Annotated in this window: 16 protein-coding genes; 4 read left to right on the plus strand and 12 right to left on the minus strand. The window is 71.3% G+C overall.

What is annotated here, in order from left to right; all coding sequences use genetic code 11:
- Positions 1-31 precede the first annotated feature (31 nt).
- From hemL to hemE, 10 genes are all read right to left on the minus strand, one after another.
- Positions 32-1,351 carry a glutamate-1-semialdehyde 2,1-aminomutase gene (hemL, locus tag JRG78_RS11585; protein ID WP_272653411.1) on the minus strand — a complete coding sequence of 440 codons (1,320 nt, stop codon included), beginning with the start codon at positions 1,349-1,351 and terminating at the stop codon, positions 32-34.
- A 16-nt stretch (positions 1,352-1,367) separates the two neighbouring features.
- Positions 1,368-2,345: a porphobilinogen synthase gene (gene hemB / locus JRG78_RS11590; RefSeq protein ID WP_272653412.1), complete on the minus strand. Its 978-nt coding sequence runs from the start codon at positions 2,343-2,345 to the stop codon at positions 1,368-1,370.
- Complete coding sequence (locus JRG78_RS11595; protein WP_259606806.1) at positions 2,342-3,139, minus strand: uroporphyrinogen-III synthase; 798 nt, start codon at positions 3,137-3,139, stop codon at positions 2,342-2,344. The genes hemB and JRG78_RS11595 overlap by 4 nt, the downstream gene beginning before the upstream one ends.
- A gap of 5 nt (positions 3,140-3,144) precedes the next feature.
- Complete coding sequence (hemC, locus tag JRG78_RS11600; protein WP_259606807.1) at positions 3,145-4,131, minus strand: hydroxymethylbilane synthase; 987 nt, start codon at positions 4,129-4,131, stop codon at positions 3,145-3,147.
- Entirely contained in the window at positions 4,131-4,808 is a 678-nt protein-coding gene (gene hemQ, locus JRG78_RS11605; RefSeq protein ID WP_259606808.1) for a hydrogen peroxide-dependent heme synthase, read from the minus strand. The genes hemC and hemQ overlap by 1 nt, the downstream gene beginning before the upstream one ends.
- 92 nt (positions 4,809-4,900) lie before the next feature.
- On the minus strand, positions 4,901-5,191 hold the full coding sequence (locus JRG78_RS11610; RefSeq protein ID WP_259606809.1) for a hypothetical protein: 291 nt from the start codon (positions 5,189-5,191) through the stop codon (positions 4,901-4,903).
- Complete coding sequence (locus JRG78_RS11615; RefSeq protein WP_259606810.1) at positions 5,178-5,582, minus strand: phage holin family protein; 405 nt, start codon at positions 5,580-5,582, stop codon at positions 5,178-5,180. Before JRG78_RS11615 ends, JRG78_RS11610 begins: the two co-directional genes overlap by 14 nt.
- A 1-nt stretch (position 5,583) precedes the next feature.
- A complete protein-coding gene (locus JRG78_RS11620; protein ID WP_259606811.1) occupies positions 5,584-6,027 on the minus strand; it encodes a hypothetical protein in 444 nt (147 codons plus the stop codon).
- A 135-nt stretch (positions 6,028-6,162) separates the two neighbouring features.
- Positions 6,163-7,647: a protoporphyrinogen oxidase gene (gene hemG, locus JRG78_RS11625; RefSeq protein ID WP_272653413.1), complete on the minus strand. Its 1,485-nt coding sequence runs from the start codon at positions 7,645-7,647 to the stop codon at positions 6,163-6,165.
- Positions 7,648-7,668: 21 nt separating this feature from the next.
- Positions 7,669-8,676, minus strand: a complete 1,008-nt coding sequence (hemE, locus tag JRG78_RS11630) for a uroporphyrinogen decarboxylase (RefSeq protein ID WP_432806413.1) — start codon at positions 8,674-8,676, stop codon at positions 7,669-7,671.
- 106 nt (positions 8,677-8,782) lie between these two features.
- Between hemE and JRG78_RS11635 the strand changes: the two genes are divergently transcribed.
- The 3 genes from JRG78_RS11635 (at position 8,783) to JRG78_RS11645 (ending at position 12,531) form a co-directional block, all read left to right on the plus strand.
- Positions 8,783-10,078 (plus strand): glutamyl-tRNA reductase, encoded by a 1,296-nt coding sequence (locus JRG78_RS11635; RefSeq protein ID WP_259606814.1) that lies wholly within the window; start codon positions 8,783-8,785, stop codon positions 10,076-10,078.
- Between the two features lie 448 nt (positions 10,079-10,526).
- Positions 10,527-11,801 carry an ATP-binding protein gene (locus JRG78_RS11640; RefSeq protein WP_259606815.1) on the plus strand — a complete coding sequence of 425 codons (1,275 nt, stop codon included), beginning with the start codon at positions 10,527-10,529 and terminating at the stop codon, positions 11,799-11,801.
- 157 nt (positions 11,802-11,958) lie between these two features.
- Positions 11,959-12,531 (plus strand): HhH-GPD-type base excision DNA repair protein, encoded by a 573-nt coding sequence (locus tag JRG78_RS11645; protein ID WP_259606816.1) that lies wholly within the window; start codon positions 11,959-11,961, stop codon positions 12,529-12,531.
- Positions 12,532-12,629: 98 nt separating this feature from the next.
- Here JRG78_RS11645 and JRG78_RS11650 read toward each other — a convergent pair whose 3' ends face one another.
- Together JRG78_RS11650 and JRG78_RS11655 are read right to left on the minus strand one after the other, a co-directional pair.
- Positions 12,630-12,755 carry a hypothetical protein gene (locus tag JRG78_RS11650; protein ID WP_259606817.1) on the minus strand — a complete coding sequence of 42 codons (126 nt, stop codon included), beginning with the start codon at positions 12,753-12,755 and terminating at the stop codon, positions 12,630-12,632.
- A 164-nt stretch (positions 12,756-12,919) separates the two neighbouring features.
- Entirely contained in the window at positions 12,920-13,912 is a 993-nt protein-coding gene (locus JRG78_RS11655; RefSeq protein ID WP_259606818.1) for an ABC transporter substrate-binding protein, read from the minus strand.
- 154 nt (positions 13,913-14,066) lie between these two features.
- Between JRG78_RS11655 and JRG78_RS11660 the strand changes: the two genes are divergently transcribed.
- Positions 14,067-15,407, plus strand: a complete 1,341-nt coding sequence (locus JRG78_RS11660; protein ID WP_259606819.1) for a glycoside hydrolase 5 family protein — start codon at positions 14,067-14,069, stop codon at positions 15,405-15,407.
- Positions 15,408-15,437 lie beyond the last annotated feature (30 nt).

Raw genomic sequence — 15,437 nt, forward strand, 5'->3', positions numbered from 1 at the left:
TGCCGGGGGGCAGGCGGCGGATGCCGGGGGGTCAGGCGGCCGATGCGGCGGCGGATGCGGCGGCGGGGAGGGCCGCCTCGATCGCCGCGAGCTCCTCCTCGCCGTGGGCGGCGGTAAGGAACCACGCCTCGAAGACGCTCGGCGGCAGGGCCACCCCCTGCTCGCGCATGGCGTGGAAGAACGGCGCGTAACGGAACGACTCCTGCCGCTGCGCCTGCGCGTAGTCGCGCGGCGCCTCGGGAAGGAACGCCACCCCGAACAGGTTGCCCGCGCGCGGCACGGCGTGCACGACCCCGGCATCCGTCAGCGCGGCATCGAGGGAGGCCGCCAGGCGGTCGGCCGCGGCGTCGATCGCCGCGTACACCTCGGGGGTCGCCAGGCGCAGCGTGGCGAGCCCTGCGGCGACCGAGAGCGGGTTGCCGGACAGCGTGCCCGCCTGGTACACCGGGCCGACCGGCGCGAGCAGGTCCATGATCTCGGCGCGGCCGCCGAGCGCCGCCAGCGGCATCCCGCCGCCGACCACCTTGCCGAAGGTGATGATGTCGGGCTGGTACTCCTCGCCGGCCTGCTGCTGCAGACCCCAGAAGCCGGCCGGATGCACTCGGAACCCGGTGAGCACCTCGTCCAGGATCATCAGCGCGCCGTGTGCGTGCGCGGTCTCCGCGATGAGGCGGTTGAAGCCGGTCTGGGGCGCCACGACGCCCATGTTCGCGGATGCCGCCTCGACGATCACCGCGGCGATGCGCTGTCCGTGCTCGGCGAACACCGCGGCGAGCGCCTCGGGGTCGTTGTAGTCGATGACGAGCGTCTGCGCGGCGATCGGCGCCGGCACGCCCGCCGAACCGGGCAGGGCCAGGGTCGCCACCCCGGAGCCGGCCGCGGCGAGCAGGCCGTCGGAGTGGCCGTGGTAGTGGCCGGAGAACTTCACCAGCAGGTCGCGTCCGGTGGCGCCTCGTGCCAGGCGGATCGCCGTCATCGTCGCCTCGGTGCCGGTGGACACCAGGCGCACCCGCTCGACCGGGCGCACATCGCCGTGGCGCACGCGGTCGGTGATCAGCTGCGCGAGCTCCACCTCGCCCTCGGTGGGGGCGCCGAAGGACAGTCCGCGCGCGGCCGCCTCCTGCACCGCCTGCACGACCTCCGGATGCGCGTGGCCGAGCAGCGCCGGACCCCAGGACGCGACGAGGTCGATGTACTCGGTGCCCGCGGCATCCGTCACCCGCGCCCCGCGAGCGGATGCCAGGAACCGCGGCGTGCCGCCGACCGAGCCGTACGCGCGCACCGGCGAGTTCACCCCGCCGGGGATGACGGTGCGGGCGGTGTCGAAGAGGTCGTCGTTGCGGTCGGTCATCGGGAGGTGTCCTTCGTCAGCGGAGCCAGCGGGCGGCCTCGGCGGCCCAGTACGTGAGCACGGCGTCGGCGCCGGCGCGGCGGATCGACAGCAGCGACTCGAGCACGGCGGCACGGCGGTCGATCCAGCCGTTGGCCGCAGCCGCCTCGATCATCGCGTACTCCCCCGACACCTGGTACGCCCACACCGGGACCTCCACGCTGTCGCGCACCTCGCGCAGCACATCCAGGAACGCCATCGCCGGCTTGACCATCACGATGTCGGCGCCCTCGTCCTGATCGAACAGCGCCTCGCGGACGCCCTCGCGCCGGTTGCCGGGGTCGAGCTGGTAGGTGCGGCGGTCGCCGGACAGCTGCGAGTCGACGGCCTCGCGGAACGGGCCGTAGAACGCGCTGGCGTACTTCGCCGCGTACGCGAGCAGCAGCGTGTCGGTGAAGCCCTCGTCGTCCAGGGCCTGCCGCACCACCGCGACCTGGCCGTCCATCATGCCGGACAGTCCGAGCAGCTGCGATCCTGCCTGCGCCTGCGCGAGCGCCATCGACGCGTACCGCTCCAGCGTGGCGTCGTTGTCGACCGCCCCGTCGCCGTCCAGCACCCCGCAGTGCCCGTGGTCGGTGAACTCGTCCAGGCACAGGTCGGTCTGCACCACCAGCGCGTCGCCGACCTCGGATGCCACGGCGGCCGTCGCGACGTTCAGGATGCCGTCCGGGTCGTCGGCCGCGCTGCCGATCGCATCCCGCACCGCGGGGACGCCGAACAGCATGACGCCGCCGACGCCGGCATCCGCGGCATCCGTCACCGCGCGACGCAGGGAGTCGAGGGAGTGCTGCACCACGCCCGGCATGGAGCCGATCGGCTGGGGCTCGGTCACGCCCTCGCGCACGAACAGCGGGAGCACGAGCTGGCGCGGCTCGAGCGAGGTCTCGCGGACGAGGTCGCGGACGGCGCGCGACTGGCGCAGCCGGCGCAGGCGGGTGTCGGGGAAGCGGCTCACCGGGCGAACTCGTCGGCGGCGTGCGGAAGGGTGAAGTGCGAGACCGCGTCGATCAGCGCGTCCACGGTCTGCTTGTCGGCGACCACCGAGATCGGCAGCCCGGCGCGGCGGGCGTCTTTCGCGGTGCGCGGGCCGATGGCCGCGAGAAGGGTGGTGTCCGGGATGTCGGGGAACTGCTCGCGCACCTGCTGCGCGACCGACCCGCTGGTGATCAGGATCGCGTTGATGCGTCCGCTCTCCACGTCGCGGCGGATCCGCTCGGTGACCGGGACCCCGACCGTGCGGTAGGCGACGACGCTGTCGACGTCGTGTCCGGCGAGGTTCAGCATCACCGACAGCACGGGCTTGGCGATCTCGCTGCGCAGCGACAGGATGCGCCGGGGCTCGGGCTCCAGCGCGATCAGCTGCTCGGCCATGCCCTCCGCCGAGTTGTCCTGGTCGGGCACCAGCGAGACCTCGTAGCCGACCGCCTGCAGCGCCGCCGCGGTGGTCTCGCCGACGGCGGCGACCTTGGTGCGGGACGGGATCTTCACCCGATGCGCGAACAGCACGTCCACCGTGGTCGCGCTGGTGATGGTGAGCCAGTCGTAGTGGCCGGACTGCAGGCGCTCCAGCGCCGCCTCGAGCACGCCCTGGTCGGCGGCGGGGGCGAAATTGATCAGGGGCGCCACGACGGGCACGGCGCCCTGCGCGCGCAGGCTGGCCGCGACCCCGTCGCCCCACGGGCCGCCGCGCGGCACGAGGACGCGCCAGCCGTGCAGCGGCTTCGCCGGTTTCGTTTCGGAAGCAGTCATCAGCATCACTCTCGCGGAAGGAGGTCGGCCGCCCCCTGTTCGAGCAGCCGATGAGCCACAGACATGCCGATGTCACGGATCGCGCGCATCGGGTCTGCATCATCGGCAGCATCCGCGCCGTTGCCGCTGCCGTTCCGTCGAATATACCCCCGGTTCAGGCGCTCCGTGACGTCGAGGCCGATCCTGCGGGCGCCGCCGGGCTCGTACACGACGGTGCGGATGCGGATGGTGTCGCCCGTGACGGCCGCGTGCGCGGCCATCGGCGCCTGGCATCCGGATTCGAGCCCGGCGAGGATCGCCCGCTCGACCGTCACCGCGATGCGGGTGTCCTCGTCGTCGAGGCGCGCGAGCGCCTGGCGCAGCTCTGCCGGCGCGTCCGCCGTCGTCTCCACGGCCAGGGCCCCCTGCCCCGGCGCGGTGGGCCACTCGGCGAGCCCGAGGTCCTCGCGATGCAGCTTCAGCTCGGCGCCGAGGCGGGACAGCCCGGCGGCGGCGAGGATGACGGCGTCGAGCTCGCCGGAGGCGACCCGCTCCAGCCGCGAGTCGACGTTGCCGCGGATGTCGACCGGCTGCGCGTGCGGGGCACGACGGCGCACCTGCGCGATGCGCCGGGGAGCGCCGGTGCCGACCGTGCTGCCGGAGCGCAGCTCGTGCAGCGGCGTGCCGCCGCGGGTGATCACGACGTCCCTGGCATCCTCCCGCGGCGGGGTGGCGGCGATGACGAGGCCTTCCGGCACGGCGGTGGGGAGGTCCTTCAGGGAGTGCACCAGGATGTCGCAGTCACCGGCGAGGAGCGCCTCCCGGAGGCGGGTCGCGAAGACGCCGCGGCCGCCGATCTCGGACAGGGATGCCCGGTTGGTGTCGCCCTCGGACGTGATCGGCACGAGTTCGACGGGGCGCCCGGCGGCCTTCTCGAGGGCGGCGGCGACCTGGCCGGACTGCGCCTGCGCGAGGGCGCTGCGGCGGGTGCCGAGGCGGATCGGGGCGGACATCACTGCAGGACGTCGGCGATCTCGTCGAAGCGGAGGCGGCGGCCGGTGTAGAACGGCACCTCCTCCTTCACGAAGCGGCGCGCGTCGGTGTAGCGCAGGTCGCGCATCAGGTCGACGAGCTCGACGGGGTCGTCGGCCTCCAGCGGCAGCAGCCACTCGTAGTCGCCGAGGGCGAAGGCGGCGACGGTGTTGGCGATGACGCCGGTGAACGCTGCGCCCTTGCGGCCGTGCTCGGCCAGCATCCGCCGGCGGTCCTCCTCGGGGGCGAGGTACCACTCGGGCGTGCGCACGAACGGATACAGGCAGAGCCACTGCTTCGGCTCGACACCGCGCAGGAACCCGGGCACGTGGGCGCGGTTGAACTCGGCGTCGCGGTGCACGCCCATCACGTTCCAGACCGGCAGCAGGGTGCGCAACAGCTCGGTGCGGCGCAGCCGGCGCAGGGCCCGCTGCAGCTCCTCGGCGGTGTCGCCGTGCAGCCACACCATCAGGTCGGCGTCGGCCTTCAGCCCGCTGACGTCGTAGAAGCCGCGGACGGCGACGCCGGAGTCCTCGATGTGACCGACGATGGTCTCCAGCTCGGTGGCGTCGCTCTCGGTGACGGCGAGGTCGGGGTTGCGCCGCCACACGGCCCACAGGGTGAATCCGGACGGGTTCTCATCGCGCTGCTCGGACATGCTTCCAGTCTGCCCCTTCCGCGCGAGGACGGCGAACCGGAGGACGACGAACCGGGCCGCGGCAGCGGGCTGAGCGCGTCGAGCGCGCCGGATCAGCGGGACAGTGCGCGGGCGATCACCCAGACCAGCCCGCCGACGGCCACCGCCGCGCCGACGGCCGCGGCACCGGCGCCGACCGGATTGCGCTGCGCGAAGATCTTCGCCCTGGCGATGCCGCGCCGGGACGCCTGCTCGATCCGCCGCGGGAAGTTCCCCTTCACCTCGATGGCCGCCAGCGCCGCTTTCAGCTCGGCGCGGGCGGACGCCACCGGGTCGGTGATGCCGGCGGGCACGGCCGTGCGGGGAAGCGGATGCGAGACGGAAAGCGATTCAGGGGTGGTCATGACCGGCGCTCCTCACGATGCGGACGTCTTCGGCGACCGCCTGGGCGGGGTTCTCGCGCCGAAGCACCTTGCGGAACTTCAGGATGCCGAGCAGCGCGAACAGCAGCGCCACGATCAGCAGGATGCCGAACACCGCCAGCGCGGACAGCCAGACCGGCCACCACGAGGAGAGGCCGGCGATGGCGAACACCAGGATGACCGGCACCGCCCAGAACAGGAAGAACAGCGCGATCAGGAACCAGACGCTCCCGATCCCGGCGTCCTTCGCGGTGCGCGACACCCACACCTTGGCCGCGTCGATCTCGGCCTTGACGAGGTTCCCGACCAGCTCCGGGAGGTCGCCGATCAGCGTGAGCAGGCTGTCGTCGGCGCGGTCGCGGTATCCGCGCATCTCAGGCGATCCCGCTGGGACCGGACGCCGACTCGTCCTCTCCGGACGCCGAGCCGGTGGACGCGCCCGCGCCCTTGGCGTCGGACTTCTTCTTCGCCGCGGCGACGGTCTTCTTCGCGGCCTCGCGGGTGTCCTCGGCGGCCTCCGCCACGTCCTCGGCGGCGTCCTTGCTCGCGTCGATCGCGGAGTCGAGCTTCTGCCCCGGCGTGCCCGATCCGGACATCGAACGCACGACCTTCACCGCGCCGTCCCACAGGGCGCCGGGCACGGCCGCGGCCTGCGACTTCGCGAAGTCCTGCACCTTCGCGACCTGCTCCTGCACCGCGTCGCGATTCCACACCTTCAGCCACTGCTTCTTGATCTGCTCGTAGCGCTCGCGCCCTGCCCGTGACCCGAGGACGTATCCGGCTCCGAGTCCGATGACGAGTCCGATCTTGCCCTTCATTGGGGGCCTCCTCACGTTGTGTGCGGCGTGGTCGCGAGCCCGCGATGGGGCGCGACCGGCTTCCCAGGGTAGTCGCATATTCCCGATTCAGCATCTAGTCTTGCGCGACGCGGCCCGGAGGGGGAGAATGCCCGGTCAGTCCCAGAGCAGGGCGTGCCGCAGGCGGTCGGCCTCGGCGACCGCGTCCGGCACCACCTGCGCCAGCCCGGTGCCGGCGAGCCAGGCCCCGACCGCGGCGAGGCCGGGCGTGCGCCGGATCGCGTCGCGCGCGGCGTCCCGCCGTTCCGCGGCGCCGATCAGCGAGGACGGCTGCGCCTGCACGAACCGGGCGCGGTGGCCGGCGCGCAGCTGCGAAGGCTCGAGCGGGACGCCGAGCATGGCGGATGCCTCGGCGAGGGCGAGCCGAGCGGCCTCCGCGTCGTCGAGTGCGGCGGTCGCCGCCGGCTCTCCCTGGCTGCCGAAGGAGACCCGGACCACGTGCCGCCCGGCCGCGGCCTCCCGCAGCCAGCCCCACTTCGCCGTCGAGTGCGTGAGCGCCTTGGCGGCGCGGCTGCCGGGCACGGTGAGCACGCCGCTGCCGCGGGGCGCGGCGTCGAGGGTGGCGGCGTCGAGCAGGAGCGTGACGATCTCGATCTCCGGCGCCGCGCCGGGGGCGCCGAGGGTCGCGATCCCGTCCAGGAGGGCTCGCGCCGCCGGTTCCGGCACGGCGAGGATCACGCCGGTGGCGCGCAGCGCCTCGGCGGCGGCCCCCAGCGGCTCGCAGGCGTCCGCATCCGCATCCGTCGACGCCTCGTCGACGTCGACGATCCATACGCCGCCCTCGCGCCGCAGCGCGGTCGCGCGCACGCCGGTGCGGATGCCGGCGCCGTAGGTCTCGAGGTCTGCGCGGAGGGCGTCCACGAGCCGACCCATGCCGCCGTGGAGCCCCTGCACCGCGGAGCCGGGCGCCGTGCGCGCCTTCTGCTCCTCGCGGAGGACGGCGACCGCACCGGAGAGGGAGCCGACGCGGGTGAGCGCGGCGTTCAGGCCGGGGATCGCGACGTCCACATCGACGTCGTCCGGGTGCGCGGAGTAGACGCCCGCCGTCACCGGGGCGACGAGCCGGTCCAGGACGCGTGCGCCCATCCGGGAGCGGACCAACCTGCCCAGGCTGTGCTCGTGGCCGATGGTCAGCGGCGGCCGCAGCCGGTCGAGGTACGCGCGCCACGCGCCGCGCCAGCCGATGATGCGGCGGACGTCGTCGGCGAACGGATTCGCCGGGATGCCCAGCATCCCGCCGACCGGCAGCGGAGCATCCGCGGCATCCGGGATGCCGGTCAGCCACGCGCCGCCGCCCTCGGGCGACACGATCGCCTCGCCGAGTCCGAGCTCCTCGACGAGCCGGCGCACGTGGCCGCCCCGGGTGGCGAAGCTCTCGGCCCCGGCGTCCACGACCAGCCCGTCCAGCGTCGCGCTGCGCACGGCTCCGCCCAGCCGCTCCTCCGCCTCGAGCACGGTCACCGGCATCCCGACCTTGGCGCACTCGCGGGCGGCGACGAGTCCGCCGATGCCGCCGCCGATCACGACGACGTGCTGCTGTGCGGCGCGGGCGGCGAGTTCGGCGGGATGCTCAGCGGTCATGGTGACTCCAGGTCGGCGCGGTCAGGCGTGGGCGAGCTCCACGATCCGCGTCAGCTGATCGGGGTCGGTCTCCGGGGGCACGCCGTGACCGAGGTTGAGGATGTGCCCCTTCGCGGAGCGGCCGCGTGCGATGACGTCGCGGACGTGCGCCTCGAGCACCGGCCACGGCGCCTGCAGCAGGGCGGGGTCGATGTTGCCCTGCACGGCGGTGTCGGGGCCGAGGATGCGGATCGCCTCGTCCAGCGGCATCCGCCAGTCCACGCCCACGGCGGAGGCGACGCCCTCCAGCCGCATGTCGGCGAGGAACGGTCCCGTGCCGACGCCGAAGTGGATGGTCGGCAGACCGATGCCGTCGAGCGCCGCGCGCGAGTGCGGGGCGACGAAGGCGCGGTAGTCCGCCGGGCTGAGCGAGCCGGCCCAGGAGTCGAAGAGCTGCACGACGGATGCCCCCGCGTCGCGCTGGATCTCCAGGAAGCGGCGCGAGATGCGCGAGAGCCAGCCGGCCAGGCGGTTCCACGACGCGGGGTCGGCGCGCATCATGGCGCGGGCGCGGAGGTGCTCCTTCGACGGCCCGCCCTCGACGAGGTAGGCGGCGAGGGTGAACGGGGCGCCGGCGAAGCCGATCAGCGGGGTGTCGCCCAGCTCCGCGCAGGTGATCCGCACCGCCTCCGCGATGGCGGTGCCGTCGAGATCAGCCGGGTCGATCGCGGTGATGCGGTCGACGTCCTCGGCGGTGCGCACGGGACTCGCGAACACCGGCCCGCGCCCGGGCTCGATCTCGACCTCCACGCCGGCCAGCCGCAGCGGGATGACGATGTCGCTGAAGAACACGGCCGCGTCGACCCCGTGGCGGCGCACCGGCTGCAGGGTGATCTCGGCCGCCAGGTCGGGGGTCAGGCACGCGTCCAGCATCCGGGTGCCGACGCGCAGCTCGCGGTACTCGGGAAGGGAGCGTCCCGCCTGTCGCATGAACCAGACGGGAGTGCGCTCCGGGGTCTCGCCGGCGAGCGCGCGCAGCAGGTCAGTCATGCGCACCATCCTTTCACCGGCTTGCTATGCATCCGCCCAGCCGCGGGCCAGCCTGGTTAGGCCTCCCTTAGAGGCCGTGATCAGCGGCAGCGCGTAGAATCGACGCGTGCTGCTCTGCGTCACGGCGAGTCACAAGACCGCGTCTTTCGACCTGCTCGAACGCCTCAGCCGCCACCCCGAGACCGTCGCCCCGACCCTGATCGAGGCCGGTGCGCAGGGGGCTGTCGTCCTCGCCACCTGCAACCGCTTCGAAGCCTACGTCGAGACCGACGACGCCGAGGCGATCGGATCGGAGGCGCTGCTGGAGGCCGTCGCGCAGGCCACCGGCGTGCCCGCGGACGACCTCGACGGCGCGTACCGCATCATCCGCGACCGCCGCGTCCCGGAACACCTGTTCGCCGTGGCATCCGGTCTCGAGTCCGTCGTGTCCGGTGAGGGCGAGATCGCCGGGCAGGTGCGCCGTGCGCTCACCTCGGCCCGCAAGAAGGGCACCACCTCCCCCGAGCTCGAGCGCCTGTTCCAGCGCGCCAGCGAGGCGCAGCGGAAGGTGAAGAACGTCACCGCGCTGCACCGCGCCGGACGCTCCCTGGTGCGTCTCGCGCTGGAGCTGGCCGACAGCCGCATCGCCGACTGGTCCGCCGAGCGCGTGCTGCTCGTGGGCACGGGGGCGTACGCGGCGGTCACCCTCGCCACGCTCCGCGAGCGCGGAGCCGTGGACATCTCGGTGCACTCCCCGTCCGGTCGGGCCGCCGTGTTCGCGAAGAAGCACGGCATCCGCGCGATCACCGCGGAGGAGTACCCCGCCGTCGCCCGTCACTCCACGCTGCTCATCACCTGCACCGGCGCCACCGAGCCGGTGCTCGGGCCGGAGCAGCTGCGGCGCCCGGCCGCCGTCGGCGGCGGATGCCCGGTGCACGCCGCGACCGGTTCCGGTTCCGGCGCGCAGCTGGTGATCGACCTGGGCATGCCCCGCAACGTCGACCCCGCGGTCGCGCAGCTCGAGGGCGTCGCGCTGCTCGACCTGGAGACGATCCGCCTGCACGCGCCGCTCGAGGAGCTGCAGGCGACGGATGCCGCGCGCACCGTCGTCCGCGAGGCGGCCGAGAAGTTCCACATCGTCGGATCCCGACAGAGCGTGACCCCGGCCGTGGTCGCGCTGCGCACGCACATCTTCGGTCTGCTCGAGGCGGAGATCGAGCGCGCCCGCCGCCGCGGCGACGAGGACGGCCGGGTCGAGCAGGCCATGCGCCACCTCGCCGGCGTCCTGCTGCACACTCCGACCTCCCGCGCGCACGAGCTCGCCGCCGAGGGCCGCGCGGACGAGTTCGTCGCCGCCCTCGAGACGCTGTACGGCCTGACGCCCGAGGCGGATGCCGCGGGCGAGACCTCCGCGACGGCGTAGGTCCCCGGCGTCGCAGACGCGCGGGGTGTCGGCGCCGGCGGGAGAAGAACGCACCTCCCCGGCCCGTCCGCGATGCGTAAAGCTCCCCGCGCCGCAGCATCCGTCCGCCGCCGGGAGAAAACCGCACCCTCCGCACCCTCACGGGATGCGGAAAGCTCCCCGCGGCCCGGCCGCGACGAAGCCGCGCTCCGCGGATCACGACAGCCGGCGCCAGACCGGAGGCATGGCCCTTCACATCACCGGAGGCACCGCGCCGACGACTTGCTGACCAGCAACCCGCTGGCGCTGCTGGTGGGGATGCTGCTCGTCCAGCAGGTGCGCTGGCCATTGCTAGCTGCTATTGACATACGCGTTCCCTCGACGCAGCAGAACTGCCTCCGGTTTCAAAGCGAGCTCTATTCGGCCAGGCAGCGCGTCGGTGTCGTAGACCACAGCTATCATCTGGATCATGCCGCTTAGCCCCGACGACGTATTCATTCCCGGTGGACTTCCGCACGAAACTTATGTGTCTCGTGATCACCTCCGGCTTGAGGAGGACCTAGGCCGTTGGCTCGAGCGCCGTCAGAAGCCGCTCCTATCTGTGTCAGGCCCGACCAAGTCCGGCAAGACAGTGCTTCTCAAAAGGACCATTCCCGATGCGATGTGGCTGTCGGGCGGAGCGATCGACACTGCAGATGACTTCTGGGCAAGTGTCTGTGACGAGCTTGAAGTGTTCACTGAGCACCACCTCAACGTCACTACTGCTCACAGCACCGGAGCGGAGGTTGCGGGTGGAGCCAATGCTGCAGTGGTCTCGCTGTCAGGTACGGGTCGCGTCGAGAACACTCTCGACAAGGGCATCTCCCGTGGCCGCAAGGCTAACTCCCGTTCCGTTGCAAGGAAGGCGCTTGGTGAAAGACGGCCCGTCGTCATCATTGACGACTTCCACTACATCGATGCCGAGCAGCAACTCCTGATCGTCCGTGGACTCAAGGATCTGATCTTCGATGGACTTGCGGTCGTGGTAGCCGCAGTTCCGCATCGCGCGTACGACGTGGTGCGCGTCGAGAAGGAAATGACCGGCCGAGTAGAGCCACTCCCTGTTGCGCAGTGGGAGGAGCAGGACCTGGCGTTGATCGCTACCCAGGGTTTCCAGGCACTTGGGGTCACTGTGTCACCCGATATTGTCTCCCGCCTCGTGGCCGAGAGCTTTGGAAGCCCCCACCTGATGCAGACGCATTGCCTGAATCTGAGCATCGCAAATCGACAGGGTCGCATACTTAGCGAGGTGTTCGTGGAGCCCGACTGGCGGGAGTTCTTCGAGAAGCAGGCGTCCGCGACTTCGAAGTCGGCGTTCGATCTGCTGAAGACGGGCCCTCGTACACGCACTGACCGCATGGTCAGAAGTCTGAAGTCTGGCATCCAGACGGATATTTATGGCGCTGTGCTGGCGGCGATTGAGAACACAGGACCCCGGACGACGCTCGGCTATGACGACATCCGTGCCTCGTTGCGCGAAATCCTTAATTCGGAACTGCCCCAGCGGCACGAGATTACGAATGTTCTCGAGCAGATGACCTCGATCGCGAAGGACAAGATCGAAGGAGAGCCCGTTCTTGAGTACGATGCCGAGTACTCGACGCTTCACCTCGCCGACCCGTTCTTTGCATACTACCTTCGCTGGGCCCCGCCAGGACTAAAGAACATCGCCGTGACCCGGTCGAACGGGAGTGCTTCAACTTAGCCGTTGCGCTACTTAATAGCGGCCGTCTCTGTCCATCTGGATGTCTCCGGTTGCGACGATGCCCTCGGCAGTGAGCAGCGTCGAGCGCATCTGAGGGTGTGAGTTATCAAATACAGCACTTTCGGCGGTCGACCATGCGCGATGTCAGACTGGAGGCATGGCCCTTCACATCACCGGAGACACCGCCGCCGACGACCTGCTGACCACCAACCCGCTGGCGCTGCTGGTGGGGATGCTGCTCGACCAGCAGGTGCCCATGGAGACCGCGTTCGCCGGACCGCTCAAGATCCAGCAGCGCACGGGCGCTGCGGATGCCGCTGCGATCGCCGGCATGGACCCGGATGCCTTCCTCGAGGCGTTCAGGCAGACCCCGTCGGTGCACCGCTTCCCCGGTTCGATGGCCGCCCGCGTGCAGACCCTGTGCCAGACCATCGTCGACGAATGGGGCGGGAACGCGGCCGCGATCTGGACCGAGGGCGACCCGGACGGCCCCGAGGTGCTCCGCCGCCTGAAGGCCCTCCCCGGGTTCGGCGAGCAGAAGGCGAAGATCTTCCTGGCGCTGCTGGGCAAGCAGTACGGCTACACGGGTGAAGGCTGGCGCGAAGCATCCGCTCCCTACGGCGAGGAGGGCTCGTTCCGCAGCGTCGCCGACATCGTCTCCCCGGAGTCGCTCGCCAAGGTGCGCGAGCACAAGAAGGCGATGAAGGCCGCCGCCAAGACGGCGAAGTGACGTCGAGCCCGGCGGTGTCGGATGCCTGGCCGGACGCCTGCGCCTTCGAGAGCGGGTCGGTCTCGGTGACCGCCTGAGACCGACCCGCTCGAACCCGTTCAGCCGTCGTGGACGGTCGCGAGACCGGTGAGCGGCTCGGTGATCGCCGACAGGTACGCCGAGTGATCGGCCGAGGTGAGGTTGTACGTCACGTACACGCCGTACCCCTGGTGCTTCGTGTGCACCGCGAGCTGGCCGGCGAGCTTCTGCGAGGTGGCGGTGAGATCGGCCGCCGCAGCGCCGAGCTGCTCCTAGCACCCACAGGACGGCGGGCCCGACGAGAAGCCAGGGCGTGTACCAACGATGCGATCGCATGATCAGGCTCCTTGTGGGTGCTGGTGTCCGGGGATCACTTGTCGATGCGGTTCTCGTTCGCGTAGTCGACGATCTTGTCGAGCGCCTCCTTCGCAGACATCTCACCGCTGATCGCGAGGGCGATCTGCTGGTTGAAGTAGGTCGACATGTCGCCGGTCCACTGGAACGGAGCGGCCTTCGCCTTCGACAGCGAGTCGAACATCACATCCATGGCCTCCGCCTGCGCCGGCTCGAGGTCGCCTTCGACCGCCGACAGCGCCTCGGCCGGCATGGCCCCGGCGGCGTACGCGTCGGCGTACTTCTGCATGATCGCCTCGGCCTCGGGGGTGTTGAAGGTGAAGGTCCCGTCCTCGTCCATCACCGGGATGCCCGCCGAGATGAACGTGTCGACACCGGGCATCGAGGAGACCAGCTGCACCTTGCCGTTCGAGGCGGTGGCGACCTCCTTGGCGGTGTCGAGCCACTCGTCGGTCGTGGCCGGGAGGTTGTCCTTCGTGATGCCGTAGGGCTCGAGCGCCGCGAGGTTCCACCACGAGGCGTCGCTGCCGAGGTACCAGGGCAGACCGTAGGTGCCCTCGGTGCCGCTGTAGCTGCTGTAGGCGGTCCAGCCGCCCTCGTTGTACTGCGACTCGAGCCCGGGGTCGGCCTCGGCCAGGTCGAGCAGCTTCCCGGCCTTCACGAGCGGGAAGGCGATGTCCGGCGGCCGGTTCAGCACGTCGGGCAGGGTGTTGGAGTTGGCCTGGCTGAGGATCTTGTCCTGGTAGCCTTCACCGGGCTGGTCGAGCCACTCGACGGTGACCTCCGGGTGCTCCTTCTCGAACTCGTCGATGAGGGCCTCGAAGTACGGGGTGAACTTCTCGTTCTTCAGCGACCAGGTCTGGAACTTGATCGTTCCAGTGAGCTCGCCAGAGGTGTCGATCGGGCCTCCCCCGCCGGCCGCACCGGCCCCGCCTCCGCCGGTGCACGCGCTCAGGGCGAGCGCCGTCGCGCCGGCGACGCCGACAGCAAGGATCTTTCGGATCTTCATGGACTTCTCCTTCGAAGGGCCCAGGGTCGTTTCGCCTTCGGGCGTGGCGACCGGTTCCTAAAACGCTATAGTGGCGTAAGCATGCCATAGCGACGACGCATCGTCCAACCCCGATCTGCCGGGGACGGAGCATCCGATTCAGGAAAGGACCGCCATGTCCGCGCCACTCTCGGCCGACGCGCCACTCTCGGCCGACGCGCCGCGCTCGGCCGGCGCGCTGCTGCGCTTCGGCGCGAACTACACGCCGGCTACGCACTGGATGCACTCCTGGCTGCACCTCGACCTCGACTCCGTGCGCCGGGACTTCTTCGCCCTCGCCGAGCTGGGTCTCGATCACGTGCGCGTCTTCCCGCTGTGGACCGTGCTGCAGCCGAACCGCACGCTGATCCGCGAGAAGGCCGTGGCCGACGTCCGCGCGGTCGTCGATGTCGCAGCGGAGTTCGGGCTGGACGCGAGCGTCGATGTGATCCAGGGCCACCTGTCGAGCTTCGACTTCGTGCCGGCGTGGCTGTACACGTGGCACGACCGGAACATGTTCACGCATCCGGACGCGGTGAGCGGCCAGGTGGCACTCGTCGAGCGCTTGGGCGCCGCGCTCGCGGACGCCGGCAACTTCCTCGGGTTCACGACCGGCAACGAGACCAACCAGTTCTCGGCGAAGACGCATCCGTCGCCGTGGCCGGTGACCGAGGCCGAGGCGTCCGCCTGGATCACCGCCCTGCTCGAAGCCGCCGACCGCACCGCCCCGGGCCTGCCCCACGTGCACAGCGAGTACGACGCGGTCTGGTACATGGACGGGCACGGCTTCACGCCGGCGCTCGCGTCGCGCCTCGGCGCGATGACGACCGTGCACTCATGGATCTTCAACGGCACGGCGCAGCGCTACGGCGGGCGCTCGGTGGCATCAGATCGTCACGCCGAGTACATGATCGAGCTCTCCCGCGCCTTCGCGACCGACCCCGCCCGGCCGGTCTGGCTGCAGGAGGTGGGCGCCCCGTCGAACTGCCTCACCCCCGAGGAGACCCCCGGTTTCCTGGAGGCGACGGTGCGCTCGGCGGCGCGCACAGAGAACCTGTGGGGCGTGACCTGGTGGTGCTCGCACGACGTCAGCCGCGAGCTGGCGGACTTCCCCGAGCTCGAGTACACACTCGGGCTGATCGGCCAGGACGGCGCCGCCAAGCCGATCGGCCGCCGCTTCGCCGAGCTCATCCCCGCGCTGCGCGAGCGCCGGCCTGCACCGCCCCGCACCCTCGGCATCGTGATCGAGGTCGACGAGCATGACGTGCCGGTCAGCCGCGGCGCGCTGAGCCCGGGCGGCTCGGTCTTCCAGGCCTGGGTCGACGCGTGCGCCGACGGCGCGGACCCGGCGTTCGTGACGTCGACCACGGCAGCGGATGCCGCGGCGCTCGCCGCCCGCGGGATCACCGAGCTCGTGCGCCCCGGCATCGGAGAGGCACCGGAGTACGCCTCGCAGAACACCGTCGTCGGGCACTGAGCCCGGCCTGGTCCCCCCTGAGCCCCCGAG

This window comes from Microbacterium sp. EF45047, assembly GCF_028472845.1.
Taxonomy (GTDB): Bacteria; Actinomycetota; Actinomycetes; order Actinomycetales; family Microbacteriaceae; genus Microbacterium; species Microbacterium neungamense.

Coding starts and splice junctions, on each gene's coding strand:
- hemL (WP_272653411.1), bottom strand. CDS start 1,351: ATGACCGACCGCAACGACGACCTCTTCGACACCGCCCGCACCGTCATC.
- JRG78_RS11595 (WP_259606806.1), bottom strand. CDS start 3,139: ATGACTGCTTCCGAAACGAAACCGGCGAAGCCGCTGCACGGCTGGCGC.
- hemC (WP_259606807.1), bottom strand. CDS start 4,131: ATGTCCGCCCCGATCCGCCTCGGCACCCGCCGCAGCGCCCTCGCGCAG.
- hemQ (WP_259606808.1), bottom strand. CDS start 4,808: ATGTCCGAGCAGCGCGATGAGAACCCGTCCGGATTCACCCTGTGGGCC.
- JRG78_RS11610 (WP_259606809.1), bottom strand. CDS start 5,191: ATGACCACCCCTGAATCGCTTTCCGTCTCGCATCCGCTTCCCCGCACG.
- JRG78_RS11615 (WP_259606810.1), bottom strand. CDS start 5,582: ATGCGCGGATACCGCGACCGCGCCGACGACAGCCTGCTCACGCTGATC.
- JRG78_RS11620 (WP_259606811.1), bottom strand. CDS start 6,027: ATGAAGGGCAAGATCGGACTCGTCATCGGACTCGGAGCCGGATACGTC.
- hemG (WP_272653413.1), bottom strand. CDS start 7,647: ATGACCGCTGAGCATCCCGCCGAACTCGCCGCCCGCGCCGCACAGCAG.
- hemE (WP_432806413.1), bottom strand. CDS start 8,676: ATGACTGACCTGCTGCGCGCGCTCGCCGGCGAGACCCCGGAGCGCACT.
- JRG78_RS11640 (WP_259606815.1), top strand. CDS start 10,527: ATGCCGCTTAGCCCCGACGACGTATTCATTCCCGGTGGACTTCCGCAC.
- JRG78_RS11645 (WP_259606816.1), top strand. CDS start 11,959: ATGGCCCTTCACATCACCGGAGACACCGCCGCCGACGACCTGCTGACC.
- JRG78_RS11655 (WP_259606818.1), bottom strand. CDS start 13,912: ATGAAGATCCGAAAGATCCTTGCTGTCGGCGTCGCCGGCGCGACGGCG.
- JRG78_RS11660 (WP_259606819.1), top strand. CDS start 14,067: ATGTCCGCGCCACTCTCGGCCGACGCGCCACTCTCGGCCGACGCGCCG.